This is a genomic window from Pedobacter hiemivivus (assembly GCF_004331685.1).
Classification (GTDB): domain Bacteria; phylum Bacteroidota; class Bacteroidia; order Sphingobacteriales; family Sphingobacteriaceae; genus Pedobacter; species Pedobacter hiemivivus.
In genome coordinates, this window is record NZ_SJSM01000001.1 from 772,273 (window position 1) to 795,185 (window position 22,913).

Below are 22,913 nucleotides of genomic sequence, written 5' to 3' on the forward strand. Positions count from 1 at the left end.
CGGTATATACATACAGTAGAAATCTTACACATTAGAATATTAGGTTAATATTTGGTTATTCGATTAGCTTTTGTTTTTCCAGGCTGGTTATTCCTATTGTATTGGATAAAGCATTTTTAAATAATTTTGAATACCCACACAGGCTGCCCTGAAAGTCGGGTTATCGTTTCTTTTGGCACATCGACAAGTATTTGATTGTCTGATTTTGTCCATTTCAGCAATTTATCAGACCCTAGCAAGCTGATTTTTGCGTTTTTGTTTATTGAAGACATGGGGATCGTCATTTTTGCCGATAAGTCACGTTCGTCTTCATCAGGCAGATAGGATACATATTGTGCTTTATCTTTACCGGTAAAGGCCCATTTATCTTGCCTATATGGCAATACAGGCTTAGTACCATATATAGATTCGCCATTCACTTTTATCCACTTACCGATTTCCTCTAGTCTTTCATATGCCTCTTTGTGCCATTCGCCATCAGGTCCTGGTCCTATATTAAGTAGCAGATTGCCGTTTTTTGCAACGATGTCAACCAGCATTTGTATGAGTTTTCGTGTCGGCTTAAATTTTTCTTGCCTATTATAAGACCAGGCACGCCCCATAGTCATGCAGGTTTCCCATGGATAAGGGATGTATTTCTCAGGTATAGTTTGTTCAGGCGTCAGGTAATTTATGTATTCCGGTTTTCCATATCTGTTTACCACAATAATCCCTGGCTGATCTTTACGGGCCATTTCAACGATTGACGACATTTCCATTTTTGGTTGACCATCAAACCAAAGCACATCTAGTTTTCCATAACCAATCATCAACTCTTCAACCTGATTATAAGTATAATCGTTAAATCTTTTCCAGCGGTCTGGGTATTTTGTAATGTCATAATTTACGCCCCTGTCTTTTACAGGGAAATAAGACCACCAAAAATCTTCACTATGCCAATCCGGTTTAGAGAAATAGGCCCCCAGCATGAAATCCTGCTTACGAAAGGAATCAAAGACCTCTTTCGTAATGTTACTTCTAGGATTGGATGAAAATGGAGTTTTAGCGCTAGTGACTTTGTAGTCGGTATATTTTGTATCAAACATGCAAAATCCATCATGATGTTTAGTTGTAAACACCATATATTTCATACCAGCATTCTTTGCTGCCAGCGCCCATTTTTCGGGATTAAACAAGGTTGGATTAAACTGGGTTTGCAAATTTTCGTATGCATTCTTATAACCATAGTAGCTATCGGCATAAGGACCGGTACGTTGCGTAAAACTACGGTCTTCAGGACACAGAGACCATGATTCTACTATTCCCCAGATACTATAAGTACCCCAGTGCATAAACAAACCAAACTTAAGGTCCTGCCATTCTGCAATCTTTTTCTTTACCTTCTCATCCTTAGGCGCTTCGTATGTTTTTCCGGCTGCAAAAGCCATTTCATTTTGCGCTTTTAAACAAAGTGAGGTTAAAATATTAATCAACAGCACAAGTAGTGCATATTTTAGTATTGTAAGCGATCTGTTTATTGAAGTCATCACAATAATTGGTTAAGGAGGTTAGCTATTTGATTAAGTTCCACTCAGAGAACTGGAGAAAGGAAGCGCCATTAGATTCAGTTACATTTAATCTGTAAAATTTATAAGCTACAGTATTCGGAAACTCATAAGTATTGGTAACTCTCCTGCTACTAAATTTCTCTTCTTTTTTAACATCAAGATCTTTCCACTTCAATTCATCATTAGAGCCCTGCAATACCCAGGCTTTTGGATCCCTGTCTGGGATGTCATTGGCCGAAGAAATTGTATACTTTGTCACCATAACAGGAGCTGCGAGTTCATATTTAAACCACATCGCCGAAACATTACGTATGCAGAATTTAGTGGATAAATTATTATCAACCAGCTTTGAAACATTTTCAACGGGATTACTACTAGGGAATTCGCCTGTTAATTTTGCGCCTTCTGTGATATGCTGTGCACTTGCACTGATGCTTCCAAGTAGCATAAACGAGCATACTAAATGCTTAAGAGTTACTTTTTTCATGTTCATATTTGGTTTTATCTGGTTAATAAAGTATTGATACTGTTCAATATCACAACACTTTAACGAATAGTGGTGTGGTGTAGTGTGGTGCAAATCTAACTATTAAAATGAATTATCCAAATAAATTCAAGACTATATTCATATATAATGGACTATACCTAAAAATGTATTACTTTTGCACCACACTACAACTCAGTGCAAAAATATATGGCAGCCAAATAAGCTCTATGGAATCGAAAATAAAGGTTGATTCTTCCTCCAAAACACCTGTTTACAAACAGCTTATCGCAGCGATTCAAAATTTGATTGCATCCGGTGAGTTGGCTGAAGGAGCATTTTTGCCTTCTATGAATGGGTTGTCAGACGAATTACAAATCTCAAAAGAAACAGTAAAAAAAACTTATTCCATCCTCCGGGAAAAAGGACTTATAGATTCGTCACACGGAAAAGGATTCTATGTAAAAACCAATACAGCGCACAAAATAAAAATCCTGTTGATCTTTGACAAGCTCAGTACCTATAAGCAGGTTTTATACAACTCGTTTGTATCTGCCTTGGGTGATTTATCAGAAATCACCATCCTGCTGCATAATCAAGACATAGCGCTTTTTCAACATTTTGTTGAGGGGAATCTGGATAATTACGATTATTATATCGTAGCGCCCCACTTCCCTTTGCAGCAAACCATTCAAAAGAAAGTTGTAAAAATTCTCAGCAAAATACCAAACAGAAAGCTTTTGCTGGTTGATAGAAATATCGAGGGTTTAAATGGTAAATTTGGGGCTGTCTATCAGGACTTTGAAAAGGATATTTATAATGGTCTTTCATCGGGAATTGACATTCTAAGTAGTTTTAAAAAACTTAATGTTATTTCAATGCCAGGCAGTTTGTATGCTCCCTTGATAAAAAAAGGTATAGAAACATTTTGTATTGAAAATGGTGTAAATTATGAAATACACCATACGATTGACAGAGCCAAAATAAAATCGGGCGAAGTCTTTTTAATTTTAAATAGCCAGCTTGATTTAGAACTGATTGAGTTGGCTGGCATTGCAAAAGAGAAAAATTACAAAATCGGAACCGATATCGGAGTTATTTCTTACAATGAATCTCCAATAAATGAAATTATATTGAATGGGTTGACCGTTTTTTCTACTAATTTCAAGCAAATGGGGCATTTAGCAGCGCAAATGATATTGGATAAAAACTTCAAGCAAATCCACTGTGAATTTAATCTGATCAGAAGGAGTACATTTTAATGATACTGCATTGAGAAGAAATATATTTTTATCTACGCTAACTATCCTTAGTATTTCTAAATTTGGTAATCACCTAAACTAAAATTAGTTATTTATTTAAAATCATATTATGCCTACACCTATTTCAGAATGCTTGTATTGCCAAAACAATGAGACCTTACATCGTTTAATGATTAAAATCGGAGATTTAGAAGTCTCTCAACTGTTTTTATTTAAAGAACAGTCACATCCAGGTCGCTGCAATGTTGTTTATAAAGACCATGGAATTGAGTTTCATGAATTGAGCGAGGAGCAACGTAATGCATTTATGAGAGATGTGGCTAAAGTAGGAAAAGCTATTGCTGCTGCTTTTAATCCGGATAAAATCAACTATGGAGCATATGCCGATACCTTATCTCATTTACATATGCACATTGTTCCTAAATATGAAGATGGATATGGATTTGGTAGTGTTTTTGAAATGAACCCGCAAAAAGTTTCGCTTTCTGATGCTGAATACGCAGAAGTTATCGGAAAAATTAAAGCAGGACTCTAGTTAAAACATATGTGATTTGTCCACTCATCCCTGCCATTTGTAGGACAAACAGCAGCTTCTTCCTATCTACCTTTGTGATAAGAAATAAAGCTGAAAAATGTCAAATATTTTAAAAAAAGCAATAGGTGGATTGTTAGACCAGGTCCTAAATCCGTCGAAAGTTTTGTGCCTAAGATCATCCCCGTCTTCTAGTATGTATGAGATAGATTTACATCTACCAAATGTAAATATGGAAAAATGGAATACTATAAAACGTCTAAAATGCAAAGTGGGGGAACTTGAATACAGGGATTATACCCCGGCACTCTGGGATGCAGAAAAAAGAGTCTGCACAATTTATATAGAAGCCGGACATGACGGAGCAGGAAGCCGCTGGGCAAGACAACTGAAAGTTGGCGATGAAGTCCTTTTCGGAGATGCACATGTCGCACAATTACCAGCTAAAGAAGGCAGGATATTGTGTATGGGGGACGGTAGCGCATTGGGACATTTTTTAGCCCTTAAGCAACTCACGAAAAATGGCAGCTATCCAATGGATGCCGCCATTCTATTACATGATCATTATCAGTTACCCTCTATCCTCACTGAAAACCATTCAGAATACACATTTACCATGAAATCTGGTGCAGATCGCTTCGCTACACTAGCGGAATGGTGCAGTACAAAAGATCTAAGTATCTATACTTCTATTTATATTGCGGGAAACATCCCCATGGTTACAGCTTTGCGGAAAAAGCTTAAAGTTCATTCCGGGATACAAGCTAAAATTTATACCCATGGTTTTTGGTCCTAAAATTATTGTATGAAGAAGACAGATATAGAAATCGTTCAATTGACGAAAAATCAGATCGGGATTGAAATTATTCCTACATCTGATCATACCACATTAGGAGATAGGAGAGAAAAAGTGTTCTCTCCGCATCGTCACGATCACTATACCTGTTTCTTTTTAGAAAGCGGACATGTTAACTTCAATTTCGATTTCCAGAATTTTGACATACAGCGTTCTTCGCTTGTGATATCCCGTCCGGGACAAGTACATCAATTAGGCTTTACCAAAGATATCAAAGGATGGTTTCTGGCCTTCGATACAAGCATTATAGATCAAAATGCCCGTATGCTCATTGAACAATCACTTTCAAATTTAGTATTGTTACGGTTAGATGAGGATGAAAAAAAATGGATCGTTGGTCTCATTGAATTGATGTATGCTGCAGCAAGTGAAAAACAGCCTTCCAACCTGCATACTGAAATCATAAAAACTTTAATTAACGCCTTTTTTTACAAAGCTGCAATCCTTTTTCAAGCACAGGAAAATGAACGCATCAAAGCATATTCTTTACGGGGCATTGAGATTACAAAGCAATTTCGCCAGTTGGTAAAAGCACACTTTCTGTTGCTTAAGAAACCCGCTGATTATGCTTCAATGATGAGCATCACTGTAAGTTACCTGAACGATACGCTAAAGTTAGTTACAGGATTTTCCTCTACCTGGTTCATACAAAATGAGCTATTCACAGAAGCTCAAAGGCTATTGTTTTATACCGATAAAAGTATCAAAGAAATAGCCTTTGAGCTGGGGTATGAAGATTATAAATACTTCATCAGGTTGTTCGGCAAAAAAGTCGGTACTTCACCCGCCAATTTCAGGAAAACCAATAAGCCATCATCGTAAAAATACTATTTCTATCAGCAATTGTATACATTTGAACCCAACAACAACATTGCACGAAAAAGGGATCTATCGATTGGAAAAGATAACCATTAGACATATTGCCTCAACACAGAAGGAACCTGACCTGCTAGGCAATTTCAGCATCCGTGACCTCCAAAATCTACTTGCAGGAAAAGATATGGTACAGGATCTCCACCGCCACGATTTTTTTTATCTCCTGGCATTGGAAAGAGGAAATGGGCATCACGCTATTGATTTTATCCCACACCACGTAGGCAGATATAGTGTTTTCTTCATGCGTCCTGGGCAAGTACACGAACTGCAGCTCAAATCGAAAAGTACCGGTTACCTGATGCAGTTCAGCACTGAATTCTATTTCCCGCAGGACAAAGGGGGATTAAGTCTTTTGCGCAAAGCAAGCACGATCAACCATTATCAGCTCAACAAGGAAAGCTTTGGAAAAATCACATCGACATTGGAAAGCATACAACAGGAGTTTTCCTCAAAAAAAGAGGCCTACAACGTGGTCATCAAGTCCAATATGGACTTACTGTTAATCGAACTAATAAGGAATCAGACATCAGCGCCAGAAAAAGTCAATCTACATACCCAGGAAAAACTTGAAGTTTTCATGGGACTGCTGGAAAAAAACATCTTCAAGCACAAACAGGTATCCCAATATGCCGACATGCTGAACCTATCCGTTTACCAGCTCAACTCCATAGTGAAGGCAGCCCTTGGTAAGACTTGTTCTGCGGTTATAAACGAACAAATTATCCTGGAGGCAAAACGATGCATACTGGCCACATCGATCCAGATCAACCAGACCGCCTATCGTCTCGGATATGAGGATGTTTCCTATTTTATTCGGTTTTTCAAAAAGCACACTGGCCATACACCTGATAGTTTCAGACAGAACTTCAAATAAGTCCCATTCAATTTCATTTGTGTCCTATCCTCTGGCTTAAAACGAAATTATCTTTGATGAATGATTATTCAAAAAAGAAAAATGGCATGAAAACCAAAATGAAACTGATCGCATCCCTAAAAATATGGGTGGTCATCTATCCCTCAATTACCTTTGCCCTTCACCTGCTCAGCAAATCGAGTATGGAAATTCCGCTCTACCTCAAAACGTTTTTACTCACGCTGGTTCTGGTACCCTGGATGGTGTTCATCGGTGTCCCTTTTGTGGATGCGCTGATCAAAATAGTTTTAGAGAAGGAAAAACAAAGAGAAAGCTAATAGACAATTAAAACACTTATAGACACATTAACACACACATATAATGAAAATCATCATAGTCGGTGCTAGCGGCACCATGGGCAAACACCTGTCAAACGCATTTGAAAAAGAGAATGAAATCATCAGAGCCACAGGTTCCAAAGGCGGTGACCTTCAGGTAGACATCACTTCCGTGGAATCAGTTGAGGCAATGTTCAAAAAGGCAGGGCCATTTGATGCATTGATCTGCACCGCGGGGCCTACCCATGTGGGACCTTGGAACAAAATGACACCAAATGATTTCCGTACCGGACTGGAAGGCAAACTTATGGGACAGGTAAACCTGGTACTCATCGGTCAGCATTACATCAATCCTAAAGGATCTTTTACCCTTATTACCGGGGCACTTAGCAATGAACCCGTGCCTATGTTCGCCAATGCATCGGCTGCGAACGGCGCTATAGAAGGATTTGTTAGGGCAGCTGCTATCGAACTTGAGCATGGAATCCGTATCAATGCGGTCAGCCCAACGGTGATAGAGAATTCTCCACAGTACTTCCCCTACTTTCAGGGCGACATCCCAGTTACCATGCTGCAGCTGGAATATGGCTTTCGAAAAAGCGTTTTTGGCGCCAACACAGGGCAGATCATTAAGCCCTATTAGAACTAGGCTGTCGCAGAGAGCACATAACTTAAAATTTAAATAGTATCATTGTTTTATTTAATGGCACACAACAGGATAACAAAAATGAATTTACCGCCCTACAGCATTTTTCCAAATATTATTGGCGACAAAGTCTCTTTGCGACAAATTCAACCTACTGAGGTCAATGGCATTGTTGAAATATCATATTATAATGCTATTCAGGCAACGGCAGTGGAACAGGCTATAGAAATGCAAGGTAAGATTAACAAGGATTATACAGATGGTAATTCAATTCATTGGGGCATTATAGATAATCTAACGGATAAAATTGTTGGGACTTGCGGTTACTATCGTGGATTAGATAAAGGAGCTGGAGAACTTGGCTTCGTTTTATTACAGCAATATCGTGGACAAGGTTTTATGACGACCGCAATCGCCTTAGCGATAGAATTTGGAATAAATAATATCGGACTAAAGCGTATTTGGGCCGAAACAACTCAAGACAATGAGGGTGCAATAAAGGTTCTTGAGCGCCTGAACTTCTTTAAAATTGCAGATTTGGACGACAATGGCATTGAATATGAATTTATATCAAGAAGATACCACAGTTAAACTATGGTGTAACGGACCGACACCAAACCTGTTTCATAAATTTTACTATCCAGAAGGGTAAGCTGCCTGCGACTGCTTTGCTCCTGAAATAACCGTTTACCAGTACCTAAAAGTATCGGGTGCACCGACATCCACAATTCATCCACTAACCCTTCCTTCATCAGGGCATCATATAGTGAAGCACCGCCAAATAGCCAGATATCTTTGCCAGGCAGATTTTTTATTCTTCGTGCTTCAGCCATACTATCTCCCGATATCAGTACAGCACCTTCTTTGACCGATGTCAACGTTTTAGAAAACACGTATTCTGTCAACGCAGGCATCCCTGGTATAGCCTCTCCGTTACTACTGTCGCTCTGCTTTTGCATCATTTCGTAACTCTTACGGCCAATAAAGATCGCATCAATCCGCTCAAAAAATTCGTTTAATCCGTAGTCCTGGTCTGTAAAACACCAGTCGTACTCACCATTAGGCCCTTCAATGTATCCATCCAATGTGATAGCCAATCCCAATATTAGTTTTCGCATACTGTTCATATTTATATTGTAAAAATACCTAGGCTCAATTACGATTAATTGTACAAAACGGACATCAATATAAAATATGCCTGGCCCGTACTACCTCACGCGGAGTGCAGCCCGTATAATCCTTGTAATCCCGGATAAAGTGAGCTTGGTCGTAATAACCACTTTTGTAGGCAACTTCAGTAAGGGAAAATACAGGATATCTTTTTAGATGGTCCAATGAAAATATGAATCTGGAAACACGCAGATATTCTTTAGGAGACAAACCTACATAATCCTGAAACTTTCTGGAAAGATGACGTTGGCTGAGCCCAGTATTACTGACTAGTCTTCCAACAGGAATCAGTCCCCCTGACAACTGTGCCTGCTTTAGACAATATGCTATCTGCAAATCATCTTTACTATGGCCCAGTTCCTTTAACAGGTACTTTTGTACCAGCCTTACACGATCTTCGTTATTGCTACATCCTGCCATTTCATCTTCTATCTCTGTCGCCGTACAGCCCCATACATCAGTAAGGGCGATACTTCTGTCGGATAACGCATGCATTGGGACTTGAATAAACTTATGCGCCATACCGGGGTGGAAACAAATGGCAACAACCCCTGCCCCTTTCCGCATTTGGACATCCATTGGTCGGCTCATCCGAAAAGTGGCGATACTGCGTTTATGTAATTCATCACTAATGATAGCAAGGGGTGTACTTGTATAGTTAAAAAACAATTCTACACAAGCATCAGGCAGCACCCGAATATAACTGGTGTCGGCACCATCGTCACACTCCATGGTGCATATCAGTTTTACATACGGCTGCAAAACAGGGATAATATCATATGATTGTATGCGCATAATTTGCAAATATAACTGAGATGATTGATACTTTACCTATTACCAAATTTTCGTTTCAGTTAACCACATAAAGCTAGTCTGCAACCTCTATTTACCCGGACATTACCCGGGTGGAGCCGAGTAGTGTCCGCTTAACATCCGCGTAACACTCGTTAATAAATGGTGAATTATATTACCTTAAAGTGCAATGAATCTAAAGACATTCAGGTCCTATCTCCTTTCGTCTTTTTTCTGCCATAAAATTATTAAGTGTCAGTTTTCTGATTTTCTCGGGTCATCTTTGCCACGATTGATAAGAAAGGTACTTATGCCGGTGAATAAACTGGTACAAAAGAAAAAGAACAACACACGAATGATTACAAGGTTAGGCAAAATCCTCTTTTCCACCCGAACGATGGGTGCTATGTTACTATTATACGCTTTCTCCATGGCCATGGCCACCTTTGTTGAAAATGACTATGGAACTGCAGTTGCGAAAGCATTGATATACAACTGCTGGTGGTTTGAACTAGTGATGGTGATCCTGGTGCTCAACTTTATTGGTAATATTGGTAGGTACCAGCTTACACAACGTAAAAAATGGCCACTATTGGTGTTTCACCTTGCCTTTGTGATCATCTTTATTGGTGGTTACATTACCAGATATGTAAGCTTCGAAGGTTCTATGCACATTAGAGAAGGGGAATCTAGCGATGAAATTATTTCTGATGCTACATTCTTTAAAATGCAGATTGGGAAAGATGATCAGGCATTAGCTTATGATGATCAACCGGCAATTTTAATCTCTAACCGCATTCCAAGCTATTTAAAGCCTTTCAAAAAGACTTTTAAAGGTGAGTATGACTACCAGGGACAAAGAGTGAAGGTAAAAGTAATCGACTTTTATGCCAGAGCTCAGGACTCTCTAGTGCGTACCCCAACGGGTAAACCGACCTTACATTTGGTGGTTTTAGAAAATGGAAAGCGAGTAAATAAGTATGTACCGTCCGGCAAAGTGGAGTTGATGTCAAATATGTTGGTCAGCTATAATAAGGAAACACCTGGAGCGATTAATATCTCAGATGCAGCGAATGATGCTTTACAAATTGCCACTCCATTTACTGGTGATTATATGATTATGGCTACTCAGGAAAAGAAACCAGTACTAGCTGACAGTCCGGCACAACCTTTTAATTTAAGAAGCTTATATACCTTTGGAAACTTAGCTTTTGTAATTCCTGAGCCAGCTATTCCTGGTGATATCATGTATTTCGAAGGCGATAAAACTAAGAATGAACACGATCTTGACCTGGTTAAAGTACAAGTAACTACGGCAAATTCAGTGGATACCGTTTCTTTCTATGGAGGAAAAGGAATCACTAATTTCCAACATCAAAGTGAAATTGGTGGACTTAGAATTTCTATGGCCTACGGCTCTAAAATTTACAAAACTCCATTCTCAATTAAACTGACAGACTTCAAAATGGAGAAATATCCTGGTAGTAACAGCCCTGCATCTTACTCCTCTGACGTGTTAATTCAGGACGGTGGACAAGATACCCCATACAAAATATACATGAACCACGTGTTGGATAAAGCAGGTTACCGTTTATTCCAGGCCAGTTTTGATGACGATGAAAAAGGAACAGTCCTTTCTGTAAATCATGATGAGCTAGGTACAAACGTGACTTATATCGGTTATACTTTATTATTCCTGGGCATGTTTGTTACTTTATTCTGGAAAGGCACACATTTCTCTAAACTAAACGAACAATTGAGAACCATTTCTAAATCTGCAAAATCAAAATCTCTTTTGCTAGCCCTGCTATTCCTGCCTTTAGGAGCTGCATTTAGTCAAAAGATCGACATGCACGGTAAAAATGGCTCGACTGCGATCCCGGGACTTGTCAAACCTCAGGCATCGATGCCTGTAGATGATGGTCATAATCATGCGCCGGGCGATGGACATGATCACTCAGCTGATGATGGGCATAACCATGCTCCTGGCGATGGTCACGATCATTCCGGAGATCAAAATGCTGCAACCACTCAGGCACACAATCATGCCCAACCGACAAAGGCAGAAATGCAAATGTTGCTTTCTGCAAAATCGGTAGATCCTGTACAGTTTGCTTCCACTATAAAAATCGACCTGGCACATGCAGATAAATTCGGTCATTTGCCTGTGCAAAATATCGACGGAAGAGTAGAGCCAATCAATACAATGGCCTTGGAAATTCTAAGAAAATTGCACCGTAAAGATCGCTTCCATGGTTTAAACGCCAACCAGTTTTTCCTTTCTGTTTCCACAACTCCTTTCCTTTGGGTAAATGTTCCCTTGATAAAAATTGGAGCTAAAGGTGGTCCGGATTTATTAAAAGTGGTTAAAGCAAATGAAGGAGGTTATACTTCCATGATCAATCTGTTAAAAGTAGGTGATGATGGAACCCTGCAATTTATCTTAAAAGACGATTACTCAAAAGCTTTTGCTAAAAAACCAGCTGAACAAAACAACTACGATAAAGAAATCATCGACCTGAATGACAAGTTGCAGGCGATGCAGGCTTTGATCAACGGGCAATATTTGCGCATATTTCCAGTTGCTGGTGATGCAAACAATACCTGGATCGCTATGCCTTCTGCTGTTCCGGGATCGGCTTTAGTTGGAGAGTTAAATCCAATTGATCGCTATGCGAAAAGCATTAAAGATGGCCAGCAGTCTGGAAATTGGGATGCAGCGAATGCCGCTTTAGATAAGATCAAAGATATTCAGTTAAAATTTGGTAAAGACGTGATGCCTTCAGACACAAAAGTGTTCTGGGAAGTGAGTTATAACTCATGGAATATTTTCCTAAATCTGATGATTACTTATGCATTGTTAGGAGCAGTAATTCTTGGATTGGCATTCTTTAAATTGTTTAAAAATTCCAAAATGTTGGATAAACTGGTGACTTTTGTCTTGATTTTAATCAGCATTGCCGCCTTCCTTCAAGGTTTTGGTTTAGCGACAAGATGGTACATTTCTGGTCATGAGCCATGGAGTAATGGTTATGAGGCCGTATTGTTTATCAGCTGGATCGGGGTATTATCTGGCCTTGGTATGTATAGAAACAGTAATGCTTTTATCCCTGCCGCTGGTTGTTTAATCGCTGTGATTTTAATGGGATTTGCACATGGTGGATCTCAGATGAACCCGCAGATTACGCCATTGGTTCCTGTACTTAAATCTTACTGGCTGATGATTCACGTAGCTATTATCACTTCTAGTTATGGTTTCTTCGGACTAAGTGCCTTGCTGGGAACTGTAGTTTTAATTTTATACATTATTGACAACAATAAGATCAGTGCTAAAGTAAAGTCTTCTATCACAGAATTAACGATTGTGAATGAAATGTCCTTAACTGTGGGACTGTTCTTACTAACCGTAGGTACTTTCTTAGGTGGGATCTGGGCCAATGAAAGCTGGGGACGCTACTGGAGCTGGGACCCTAAAGAAACCTGGGCATTTATTTCTGTGATCGTTTATGCCTTCGTTTTACACGTTCGTTTGATCCCAGGTTTAAGAACTAAATACCTATTTAACTTACTGTCCCTGTTGAGTTTCTCAACGATTATTATGACGTATTTTGGAGTGAATTATTACTTAACCGGATTGCATTCTTATGCACAGGGTGATCCTGTTCCCATCCCATCATGGGTGTATGCAACAGTAGGACTGATTTTTGTATTAGCCTTCATCTCCTACCGAAGATTTAAACTTCGCAATAAGTAATAAAACGATATTTAAGCCGACCAAATGGTCGGCCTTTCTACTTTAATATATACTATCCAAGCACATGGTGTGCAAGGACTTTCTGCACCTCAAATACATTTACCGATTTATTGAACTTTTTCCGAATACTTGGAATAGTTTCACTAGAGACCCAGATCTTTAATTCCGCATCCAAATCAAAAGTGCCTGCTGTTTCTACACTAAATCTGGAAATCGCCTTATAAGCAATAGAAACATACTCAGTCTTACTGCCTGTCAATCCCTGAACATCAACAATGATCAGCCGCTTGTTAGTGAAAATAAAAGTATCTCTAATCAATTTAAACCCCAATTCAATCTCTTCATTATCAACAAGTAGTGTCCCGTAGCTTTTCCTTAAATCATCTTGACTTACCGCACCTGCATTGCCCATTAAGGCTGAAAATAATCCCATATCGTATATTTTTTTATCTGATTTAAGATTAGAGCTAACAAAATAAAAAAAGTTACAATCCTTTTCTTCAACACGCTACTCCTTTACCTGAAAAGGTCCTGATTCCCTCCTATAATTTTCCTTTCAGTTAACTATATGAAAGCGGTTTGCAACCTGCATATACCCGGACGTTACCCGGACGTTACTCGGGTTGAGCCGAGTAGTGTCCGGGTAATATCCGTTAATAGTCCGTGAATTAAGTTATCCTAAAGAAAACACAGCACTAGGACAGCTAGACTGATAATCAATGCCTTTGCGCATATAATTAGAAAAAACAAAACTATGGCAAGAATTAAATAAGGTATATTGACTATTATCAACAATTTACCACAGCTGTTCTGGGGCTTCACCCTTTTGAATTTGTGCGGCATTAGTTAACAACATTTTTTGTTTGTCTCCCCCTTTTATAAAACTATCTTCACTAGCTTTCTTCATCATCTCTATGGCTTCCTGTTTCCGACCGATTTTAAAAAGCAAACCTGCATATACTGCTTCAGTAGAAAAATGAGGGAAATATCCTTCTGACAACTTCGCCCATACAATAGCTTGCTCCAACATTTTAGGATCGTCTACTGTTGAATAAATAGCTTGCGCAGCATCACGTAGCTTATAAGAAAAATCGACCATATTTGAATTTGCCATGATTCTTTGCATCGAAGCCCAACTTTCCACTTTTGTAGAGTCTTCTTTTCCGCTAACAAAAGGAGCCCTCCATTTCAGATAAGCTTCTTTATCAGCGGTTATTTTAGCGGGAATATCCAATTTCAACAGTCCATTATTTACATAATCCAGTGCAGCAGGAACTAGCTTCTCTGCATTTTTAGTCCCTTTATAATAATTCATGCTAAGCCCTTTTAAGGTTGCTTCTATTTCATCTTGCTTCATCAATTCCATTACCTTCTTTTTAGATGCTAGCATCACAGGCAACATTTGTTCCTTATGGTTTTTAATGATTTCGGTATTAAAATACTGATGCATACCTGCATCCATTAAGCTCAAAGCATAATCATCCTTTTTCTCTATAATCCCATCGATTTCTTTATGATTTCCAACCACATAATTATAAAACTTACCTCCAGGCACAAAAGTCATGTTTGGATCAAAATCCAATACTGAAGTCAAAAAGTCCTTATTCAGAAGATCCTCCTTAGCCAACAACGGAAATACCTGTTCCAATATATCACCATTAGGCATTTTAACAACTGCTCTCTTTTTCAAGTATCCGATCAAAAAGTCTTTATCTCTTTTGCCGGCGCTATACTCATCCTCCCAGGCTGCTAAAGGCTTTGGATCATGTTTTTCTTTAATGGCTATGCCTGCTTCATTTAAGAATATTTTCGCAGGGTTATATCCGCTAGAACGATAAATCAATACACCATCACCATTTACAAACAAATAGGTAGGAAAGGATTTTACGCCGAATTGCTTTGCAATAGCTATTCCTTCTCCTTTTTCTGCATCTATTTTATAATTGACGAAGTTTGGATTAAAAACATCACCAACTTCCTTAAGTGGAAAAACTTCGGCTACCATTTTTTTACATGGACCACACCAACTGGTATAAACGTCAACAAATACCAGTTTATCCTCAGCTTTGGCTTTTGCCAATACTTCCTTCCATGTACCATGATCAAAATTAATTCCCTGAGCAAATAAAGCACCCGTTAACAACAACAGGTAGCTTAATAAAAAATATCTTTTCATTGTGTTTCTTTAAAAATTTGTGCAAAATTATTTACCAAGAAGCGTTTTCAGCTTTTCATCAATCTCCTCACCATCCCCTACGTAACGGGCAATGACTTTACCTTCTTTGTCCAATAAAATCTTGGTAGGAAAAGCGGTTACTCCATAAGCCTTAACGGCATCAAAGGTTGCTATCCCTTCATTGTTCAATACCTGTATCCAGGAAATTCCATCCTGTTGAATTGCGTCTTTCCAAACTTTACGATTCTGTTCAAGCTTCTCTCCTTGTTCATGCGCAATACCTAAGATTTCAAACCCATCAGCTTTGTATTTATCATATAATTTTTTCAAATGCGGATGCGATGCCCGGCAAGGTCCACACCATGTTCCCCAGAAATCAAGCAATACATACTTACCTTTTAAGGTTTCTAGATTAACATCGTTTCCATTGATGTCTTTTTTCTGAAGTGGAATGGCCTGCTTTCCTATTGCAGTGGCTTCCATACTTCCAATCTTCCCAGCTATTTCCTTAGCAAAGGAGCTATTTTTAGGTCCATTTCCCAACTTGGTGTAAGCTGCTTTCAATGCTTCAAAGCTTAAGGAATTCTGCATTCCTGAAAGAAAATACATACTGACTAAAGAGTTGGGATATTGATTAATAAAATCAAGTTCCAGTTTTTCTGACTGAGCAGCATTGTCCTCACTTAGTTTGTAAGCCTGTTTAAAAACTACCGAATCATCCCCTGGCTTAAAATTATCAAATGCTTTTTTTAAGGTTATCCAGCTTTGATGAGTCAGTTCATTAAGCTTAGGCTTAATAGCATCCCACTCCTTATTTGCGGTTCCACCCTCTACTTTCGCCATATACAGCATATTTGCATCTCCATTTACCACTATCTCCTCATTGGTTAGAAAGAGATTAAGAGATGGCCCCGGTATAATTCCCTGATTGCTCATAATAACTGTGGCGGGGTTCCGACGTAGGCCAAAACTAGCCAGCGCAGGTTCGGGAACCTTACCTTTAAACAGCATCCAACCGTTCTCCTTAGTATAGTTGGTATCTATCACATATTTACCACCAGCAGCGTAAGCGAGGTATGGGGTGTAATTTTTAAAATTGCTTATTTTAACTTTTAGCGTGTATCCATCCTGGGCATAACTACTTAGCAGGCCAAATACGAAGCACAGTATTAGAAAATATCGTTTCATTACTTTTTGATTGATTTAAAAATGTGATTGTGTTTATTTAATTAGCCTACCAAGCTCTTCCTCTAACTCTTTACCGATAAGGTTTTTAGCAAGAATCTTTCCATCCGGACCAACAAGAAAGTTCTGAGGGACGGCTTTCACATCATAGTCTGCCGCTACAGCATTTTTCCAACCTTTTAAATCACTCACATGAATCCACGGTAAACCATCAGCTGCAATGGCTTTTAACCAAGCCTCTTTTTTATTATCTAAAGAAACTGCAATGATCTCGAAGTTTTTATCTTTAAACTTTTGATAGACTTTTAGCACATTCGGATTTTCCTGCCTGCAAGGACCACACCAACTTGCCCAGAAATCGATCAGGACGTATTTACCTTTTAAGGAAGACAAGGATACCGGAACACCCTTGGTATTGTTCTGCACAAAATCCATTGCTGGCTGACCTATATCTATCTTTTTCGCAGTCTTTAATCGTGCAGCCAAGTCCTTTCCTTTTACGGAATTTTGTATGCGCGGACTAAGTGCTTTAAAGAAAGGCTCGAATCTTTTCGGATCAATAACTCCACTTTTGCTCTCAACCAAATCAAGACTTACATACGAATCAGGATGCTGATAGATAAATCCATCTTCTACTTTAGTCATATCTACTCGTATAGCACGCAATTTAGGAAAGAGCTCATCTTTTGCCTTTTCATTGTTCTCTTTAAAATACTGCCCCATTTTTTCACTAAGTGGCTTCATCTTATCCTCAAGTGGTTTCAATTGTGACTTCAACACTAAATAATCGGCTTGTGCTGCTCCACCTTTAATTAACGCAGTTTTCATATTTGAACCGGCAACGCTAAATGCTTTATTTTCCAGAAAAAAGTCCTGTTCATCCATAGCCATCATTTTTTCCATGGTCATAGGCTCTTTATCCGCTTTCGGATCTTTTAAGGTAATTTTAGCTTTTGTCACATCTTTCACCTTACCTTTTAACAGAAAACTTCCATTCCTAACAATAGCAGAATCATTCACCTCTTTCTCGCCAGTACGATAACTAAGCATTACTTTTTGTCCGTTTTTCACTCCAGTAAGCTTACCTTTTATAGTAAAACCTTGTTGTGCATTTGCAGAAAAGGCCAACAGACCAATTGCTGTAATAACTAGTGTCTTTAACATATCTCTTTACAATTATTTATGAATAATATTTATGGTTTCCTTGATTAAGGATTGTTTTGCATACCAGGATTGTCATTGATGAGTTTTTGAGGAAAACGCAATACAAATCTTTCTGGCTTCAAGGTAAATGTAGTGGTGATACCCGTTTCCGAATACAAAGTATGGGTATAAGTAGTCCCTACAAATAGTGGGTCAACAGAAAGCCTCCGCATATCAAACCAACGGTAACCACAAACTGCAAATTCGCGGATACGCTCTTCAATTATAAATTTGACTAATGGTACTTTTTGCCCAACAATTACCGATGGAACATTCCAGTTATTTTCTGGCAATCTATTTTTACGTAAAGTTTCCACATCTTCTTTAGCCCCACTAAGATCATTTGTTCTTGCTTTACATTCTGCGCGAAGCAAGTATAAGTCTGGCACAACCACGCCATATTGAATGCTGCCTGGTCCAATTTTCCTTAACAGGCCAGGTTGGTAAGCCGGACCAAAAAAAGCAGTTGGCGAGTAAAAATTTAAACGTAAATCAAAAGGGTCATACAAATCAACCGTTTTTTCATTAATCACAAATTCATTATCTGAAAATGTCCAGTAATTAAACACCTGCTTTCCAAGCACATTCTCCTCATTATTAGGAACACTTGGGTACGAAGGGCCAAAAAGACCAATTGGCATAAAGGCTCCACCAGGTGCAAAAGTTTGGTTATAATCATAAAGACGAACTGGTATTGCAGCATTTGTAATGTCTGTCAAGGCCGCATTTAAATGAGGTAAGGCTTCATTAAACTTTCCCATGAACATATACACTTTCCCTAGAATGCCTTCCCCTGCTGCTTTAGACATTCTTAAGCGATGCGTTGTTTGTTTTGGTAAGTGAGGAATAGCAGCAACCAGATCAGTGACAATAAAATCATATACTTCCTTAACTGTAGCCCTTGTAAACTTTGTTTCCGTTACATCAGCCTTTACAACGATAGGAAAGCCTAAATCTGTAGCAGAGCTAGTTTCATTATAGGGTTTACCAAAATAATTGATCAATAAGAAATAAGTCCAAGCCCTTCCCGCCATAGCTTCAGCTTTGATAGAAAGCTTTTCCTGCTCAGTCCCATCTGTAGCATCCGGCACCTCATTAATGATTTTATTGAACAAATAAATATTTTGCAATGGGACAACCAATTCCGAAGCATCCTCATCAGGTTCGTAGGTGACATCATTCCAACGGAAAAGACGTCCCGCTTTTAAAGATGTTCCACTAAAATAAGGCTCAACTGCAGCAACCTCATCACCCATAGGCACCTGAGCATCTCCACCTATATTAACCAAATCAAGATTACTGAGTAATAAGTTATAGTCTGACACCTTTTGAGCAATCAGTTTTCCCTTAGGGCTAACTTCTAGAAATTCTTTTTTACAAGATACCATCCCGGTAACCAGTAAAGCAAGGACCATTACAACCCTTATATTTTTATATATCTGTTTCATTCCAAAGCTTTAATTAAAATTTCACATTCAAACCGAACGATACTGATCCTTGATTAACTAACATGCTTCTGTAAGCATTCGTTGCCTCCTGAAATTCTGGATCAATTCCATCTTTATTGGCCTTCCATAACATCAGATTAGAAATTTGTGCACGTAAGGTAACCTGATCAGCTTTTAGTTTTTTAACCAATAATGAGGACAAGCTATAAGACAAAGTAATATCACGCAGTTTTATGTAGGATGCGCTTACCACATTGATATCTGCGAGCGTATAATGTTCAAAATCCCTACGGGTATCACTTAAAGATCTATCCGTCACAAATGCTGGGATATTGGTGATCAACTCATCTCCTGACTGCTTCCATCGGTTGGCAAAATCAGCATGCAGGTTTCCAGTACGAAAGCCATTATAAAGTTGAGCGTTTTCATGATCAAGTCGCCCGGAGTAAGCACCATTTACGTCTTTCCGCATCACATGCCCCAGGTTAAATATCACGTTTGCACTTAAGCCAAAACCAGCATAATTAAACATGTTTGATACCCCCCCGTTCCAAACTGGTTGATAAGTCCCCATAAACTTGACGTCCTCAGGTTTAGCTATATTAGGTACTTTGGTTACGGTGCCATCTGCCAGTTTAATTTGTGGATCACCAATCTGATCCAACCCAGCATATTGATAGGCAAATACAGCAAAAGCCGGATAATTAGCTACATACCGTTCCCTAACACGATCAGAAGCCAACGTAACAGGTGTTCCTAGATTTAGCTTTGTAATGGTGTTTTTATTATAAGCGATATTAAAAGTTGTGTTCCACCTAAAACTACCTTTGCTAATATTCAAAGTATTTAAGCTCAGCTCTATCCCTTTATTTTCCAGATCTCCGAGGTTACCTACTATACTCGAGTATCCCGTAAAACCGTTGGTAGGTAAATTGCCTAATAAATTACTTGTTTTCTTTTGATATATATCGATCCCCCCGCTTAAACGGTAATTAAACAAGGCAAAGTCTAACCCTAAATTGATTGATTTGGTACTCTCCCAAGTCAACTTAGGATTGGATGGTGTAGCAATTCTTAATCCAGATCCACCTGGTAGAAAGTTACTACGCTGAGTCTGTAGAATGTCGTACGAAGCAGCAGTTCCGGGATCAGGCGAATTACCCATCAAACCATAAGTAGCTCTTAAGGCTAAACTGTTTAGCCAATCTGCCTTATTCATAAAGGCTTCTGAACTTAATAGCCATTTCCCGCCCACACTCCATACCGGTTTGTTTTGGGCAGATTTATCCAATCCAAACAAATTACTCTTGTCTATACGAAAACTACCATTTACTGAATATTTTTTATCGTAGGTGTAAGCAAGGTTGGAATAATAAGAAGTAAATCTGGTTTGACGTTCGAACTGATTAAAGCTATCGTCGGACAACAAACTTCGTCCAAAGTTATTCGGCATCACAGGTGCTAATGCCCCGGTTACACCAAGAGTTGCATAATCTACCGAAGCAAAAGTCTGTAACATTTCATTATATCCTCTTACAGTGCTACGGTTTGTCATTTCAAGCTGTTCCTGCACCTCCTGGCCAACCAGCATACTCAATTGATGCAAATCATCCTTCCATCCATTATTATAGCTAAACTGATTCCTTATGGTCCAGTTTTGCTGACTAACGTTAGCCAAAGTATATGTTCCACCTGTTTTTGGCAAACGGTAAACAGGAGTTGACGTTAAATTTGGTGCAATCGTAAACTGAACCAATTCACTTCTTACTTTATAACTCTTTGTGTCGTCGTAAATGTCTGTCTTACCACTCCTCTTAATAAACCCATAAGTCCCCTCAAATTTCAAGCCCTTCAAGAGTTTAACGTTAAGCCCTAAAATATTGCGACTGATAAAATTATTGTTTTTAGTGTAGCCATAATTCACTTCATCAAGGGGATTATAATCCAAATTAATGCGACTCAGATTTTGATAATCAATTCTATTTTCATCGCTCAGGTATTGCATATAAGGTATAGAAAGACTGTTACCTGCTGCATCTTTGAATAGCTGATAAGGATAAAAGTTATTATCGATAGCTATATTCCGCTTCTTGTTGTTCGTGCTATTGGTTACGTCAGTAATCAAATTTAACTGAACACGCGCTCCTAATGAAAAGTCTTGTCTTAAATTAATTTTATAATCCTTGCTATTTTCTCCAGGGCGATTACTAACCGTATTGGTATAAGCTCCTGACCCATAAAACGCATACTTATTACCACCTCCAGATAAGGATACGGTATGATTCATCAAAGAGGCATTCCGATACCAAAGATCTTTAATTTGCTGCCTGTTATTTAGGTTAGCCAAACTATCCAGACTGGTCTTAGCCTGAGCGTCGGTTAACAACCCACGGGACTGATCATAAAGTATTCTTTCGTGAGGTGCTACACCAGTAGATGCCAAGCCTGTAAACCCTGAAGCACTAGCCCATGGATTTAATGCCGGATCAAAAAGTTCTGTTGCCGCCTGTATAAACTGTTTGCTATTTAAAGTAGGCATATAATCCAAATCAGGCTTGCCCTGAAAATTTATAAAGGCATCATAATTTACTTTTAACTTTTCTCCTTGATTCCCCTTTTTGGTAGCAATAACAATTACCCCATTAGATGCCCTCGCTCCCCATATAGAAGCGGCAGTAGCATCCTTCAGTACCGTTATATCTGCTACATCCTGTGGATTGATGGATGAAACATCATCGATAGGAATCCCATCCACCACAAATAATGGGTTTCTATTGGTACCAACAAAGGTTCCATAAGCTTCGATACCTGCGGATTGGGGTGCAGGAATACCTATTGTAGATAAGCCACGTACCAGAAAAGGACTTTGACCAGCGCTTGGGGCATTGTTAACAGTTAATCCCGCAACAAGTCCATCCAGCCGTTGTAAAACATTCATACTCCCCGTACGACTTTCAACAATTTTCATATCAGGTTTAGCAAATGCTCCCGCGCTTCTTTCTTTTGAAATGGTCTGATACCCTGTGTTTACAGTTACATTTACCTCGATCAGTTTCCCCGACTGAAGGCTCATTTTTATCAGCCCCATATCTTTAGCCACTTTGATACGTTGTGGCATATAACCAATATAAGTGACCAGAATAAAAGCATCTTCGTCTACGTTTCTTATCAGAAACTCTCCGCTGGCATTCGTAACCGCAGCCGATTTAATTTTTTTGGCTACCAGATTAGGTCCCTCAACTTGAACAATATTGAGGCCTTGTCCCTCCTCCAAAATTAAAATTGTTGCTCCCGAAAGCGGCTTCCCTTCTTCATCTATAACCTGCCCCCTTACGTCGATTTTTTTAAAAATCTCCACAACCTTATCTATCAATGAAGCTTCTTTAGGCTTAATGATGATGTTCCGGGCATCAATAGCATATTCCAACGCCTGTCCTTTCACTAGCTGATCCAGTACCGTTTTTAAGACTACATTTTTGAAGTCAACATCGAGTTTACGGTTTACATCTACTTTTTCATCTGCATAAAACACATGATATCCGGTTTGTTTTTTGATTTCGGTAAAAACCTCCTTTAAAGTGGCGGATTTACGGCTGTAATTGAGTCGCTGCGCAAAACTGGACGCACTGGCTTGCGTGAGGGTCAGAATTATTATGACAGTGGTCAGCCTCATAATTAAGAATAGTTTAGCAAGTAGCCCAAATTTAGGCATACCCGAATTAAAAGCATTTTTATTCATACTTTTGAATGGTTTGAGTTGATCGTGAATAGTTGGTCTATTTTTTATCTCC

Annotated in this window: 19 protein-coding genes; 9 read left to right on the plus strand and 10 right to left on the minus strand. The window is 38.9% G+C overall.

Features of this window, described 5'->3' with window-relative positions; all coding sequences use genetic code 11:
- Positions 1-116 precede the first annotated feature (116 nt).
- Complete coding sequence (locus tag EZ444_RS02755) at positions 117-1,526, minus strand: alpha-L-fucosidase (RefSeq protein ID WP_165503502.1); 1,410 nt, start codon at positions 1,524-1,526, stop codon at positions 117-119.
- Positions 1,527-1,551: 25 nt separating this feature from the next.
- Positions 1,552-2,034 (minus strand): discoidin domain-containing protein, encoded by a 483-nt coding sequence (locus EZ444_RS02760; RefSeq protein ID WP_165503503.1) that lies wholly within the window; start codon positions 2,032-2,034, stop codon positions 1,552-1,554.
- A 107-nt stretch (positions 2,035-2,141) separates the two neighbouring features.
- On the opposite strand from EZ444_RS02760, the gene EZ444_RS02765 reads away from it, so the two are divergent.
- The 8 genes from EZ444_RS02765 to EZ444_RS02800 all read left to right on the plus strand — a co-directional run bounded on the left by EZ444_RS02765 (position 2,142) and on the right by EZ444_RS02800 (position 7,985).
- Positions 2,142-3,293, plus strand: coding sequence for a GntR family transcriptional regulator (locus EZ444_RS02765; RefSeq protein WP_205945193.1), 1,152 nt, complete (start codon positions 2,142-2,144; stop codon positions 3,291-3,293).
- 109 nt (positions 3,294-3,402) lie between these two features.
- On the plus strand, positions 3,403-3,828 hold the full coding sequence (locus EZ444_RS02770) for an HIT family protein (RefSeq protein WP_131606987.1): 426 nt from the start codon (positions 3,403-3,405) through the stop codon (positions 3,826-3,828).
- Positions 3,829-4,057: 229 nt separating this feature from the next.
- Positions 4,058-4,621: an SIP domain-containing protein gene (locus tag EZ444_RS02775; protein WP_205945194.1), complete on the plus strand. Its 564-nt coding sequence runs from the start codon at positions 4,058-4,060 to the stop codon at positions 4,619-4,621.
- Positions 4,622-4,630: 9 nt separating this feature from the next.
- On the plus strand, positions 4,631-5,503 hold the full coding sequence (locus EZ444_RS02780) for a helix-turn-helix domain-containing protein (protein WP_131606991.1): 873 nt from the start codon (positions 4,631-4,633) through the stop codon (positions 5,501-5,503).
- Positions 5,412-6,431 carry a helix-turn-helix domain-containing protein gene (locus EZ444_RS02785; RefSeq protein WP_131606993.1) on the plus strand — a complete coding sequence of 340 codons (1,020 nt, stop codon included), beginning with the start codon at positions 5,412-5,414 and terminating at the stop codon, positions 6,429-6,431. Before EZ444_RS02780 ends, EZ444_RS02785 begins: the two co-directional genes overlap by 92 nt.
- 56 nt (positions 6,432-6,487) lie before the next feature.
- Complete coding sequence (locus EZ444_RS02790) at positions 6,488-6,748, plus strand: hypothetical protein (RefSeq protein ID WP_205945195.1); 261 nt, start codon at positions 6,488-6,490, stop codon at positions 6,746-6,748.
- A gap of 43 nt (positions 6,749-6,791) precedes the next feature.
- Positions 6,792-7,391, plus strand: a complete 600-nt coding sequence (locus EZ444_RS02795; protein ID WP_131606995.1) for a short chain dehydrogenase — start codon at positions 6,792-6,794, stop codon at positions 7,389-7,391.
- Positions 7,392-7,451: 60 nt separating this feature from the next.
- The gene (locus EZ444_RS02800; RefSeq protein ID WP_205945196.1) at positions 7,452-7,985 is read left to right on the plus strand and encodes a GNAT family N-acetyltransferase; all 534 of its coding nucleotides are present in this window, start codon (positions 7,452-7,454) and stop codon (positions 7,983-7,985) included.
- On the opposite strand, the gene EZ444_RS02805 is transcribed toward EZ444_RS02800, so the two are convergent.
- Both EZ444_RS02805 and EZ444_RS02810 read right to left on the minus strand, forming a co-directional pair.
- Positions 7,982-8,512: a dihydrofolate reductase family protein gene (locus tag EZ444_RS02805; RefSeq protein WP_131606997.1), complete on the minus strand. Its 531-nt coding sequence runs from the start codon at positions 8,510-8,512 to the stop codon at positions 7,982-7,984. The genes EZ444_RS02800 and EZ444_RS02805 overlap by 4 nt on opposite strands.
- Before the next feature lie 64 nt (positions 8,513-8,576).
- Positions 8,577-9,359, minus strand: a complete 783-nt coding sequence (locus tag EZ444_RS02810; RefSeq protein ID WP_131606999.1) for an AraC family transcriptional regulator — start codon at positions 9,357-9,359, stop codon at positions 8,577-8,579.
- A gap of 403 nt (positions 9,360-9,762) precedes the next feature.
- On the opposite strand from EZ444_RS02810, the gene ccsA reads away from it, so the two are divergent.
- Complete coding sequence (gene ccsA / locus EZ444_RS02815; protein ID WP_225874610.1) at positions 9,763-13,110, plus strand: cytochrome c biogenesis protein CcsA; 3,348 nt, start codon at positions 9,763-9,765, stop codon at positions 13,108-13,110.
- A gap of 52 nt (positions 13,111-13,162) precedes the next feature.
- Here the strand turns inward: ccsA and EZ444_RS02820 are convergent, their stop codons facing one another.
- The 6 genes from EZ444_RS02820 to EZ444_RS02845 form a co-directional block, all read right to left on the minus strand.
- Complete coding sequence (locus tag EZ444_RS02820; protein ID WP_131607001.1) at positions 13,163-13,543, minus strand: PH domain-containing protein; 381 nt, start codon at positions 13,541-13,543, stop codon at positions 13,163-13,165.
- Positions 13,544-13,906: 363 nt separating this feature from the next.
- Positions 13,907-15,286 carry a thioredoxin family protein gene (locus EZ444_RS02825; protein WP_131607003.1) on the minus strand — a complete coding sequence of 460 codons (1,380 nt, stop codon included), beginning with the start codon at positions 15,284-15,286 and terminating at the stop codon, positions 13,907-13,909.
- Positions 15,287-15,313: 27 nt separating this feature from the next.
- A complete protein-coding gene (locus tag EZ444_RS02830) occupies positions 15,314-16,474 on the minus strand; it encodes a TlpA disulfide reductase family protein (protein WP_131607005.1) in 1,161 nt (386 codons plus the stop codon).
- Between the two features lie 33 nt (positions 16,475-16,507).
- On the minus strand, positions 16,508-17,635 hold the full coding sequence (locus tag EZ444_RS02835) for a TlpA disulfide reductase family protein (protein ID WP_131607007.1): 1,128 nt from the start codon (positions 17,633-17,635) through the stop codon (positions 16,508-16,510).
- Positions 17,636-17,679: 44 nt separating this feature from the next.
- Positions 17,680-19,122 (minus strand): RagB/SusD family nutrient uptake outer membrane protein, encoded by a 1,443-nt coding sequence (locus EZ444_RS02840; RefSeq protein WP_131607009.1) that lies wholly within the window; start codon positions 19,120-19,122, stop codon positions 17,680-17,682.
- A gap of 13 nt (positions 19,123-19,135) precedes the next feature.
- The gene (locus tag EZ444_RS02845) at positions 19,136-22,861 is read right to left on the minus strand and encodes a SusC/RagA family TonB-linked outer membrane protein (protein WP_131607011.1); all 3,726 of its coding nucleotides are present in this window, start codon (positions 22,859-22,861) and stop codon (positions 19,136-19,138) included.
- Positions 22,862-22,913 lie beyond the last annotated feature (52 nt).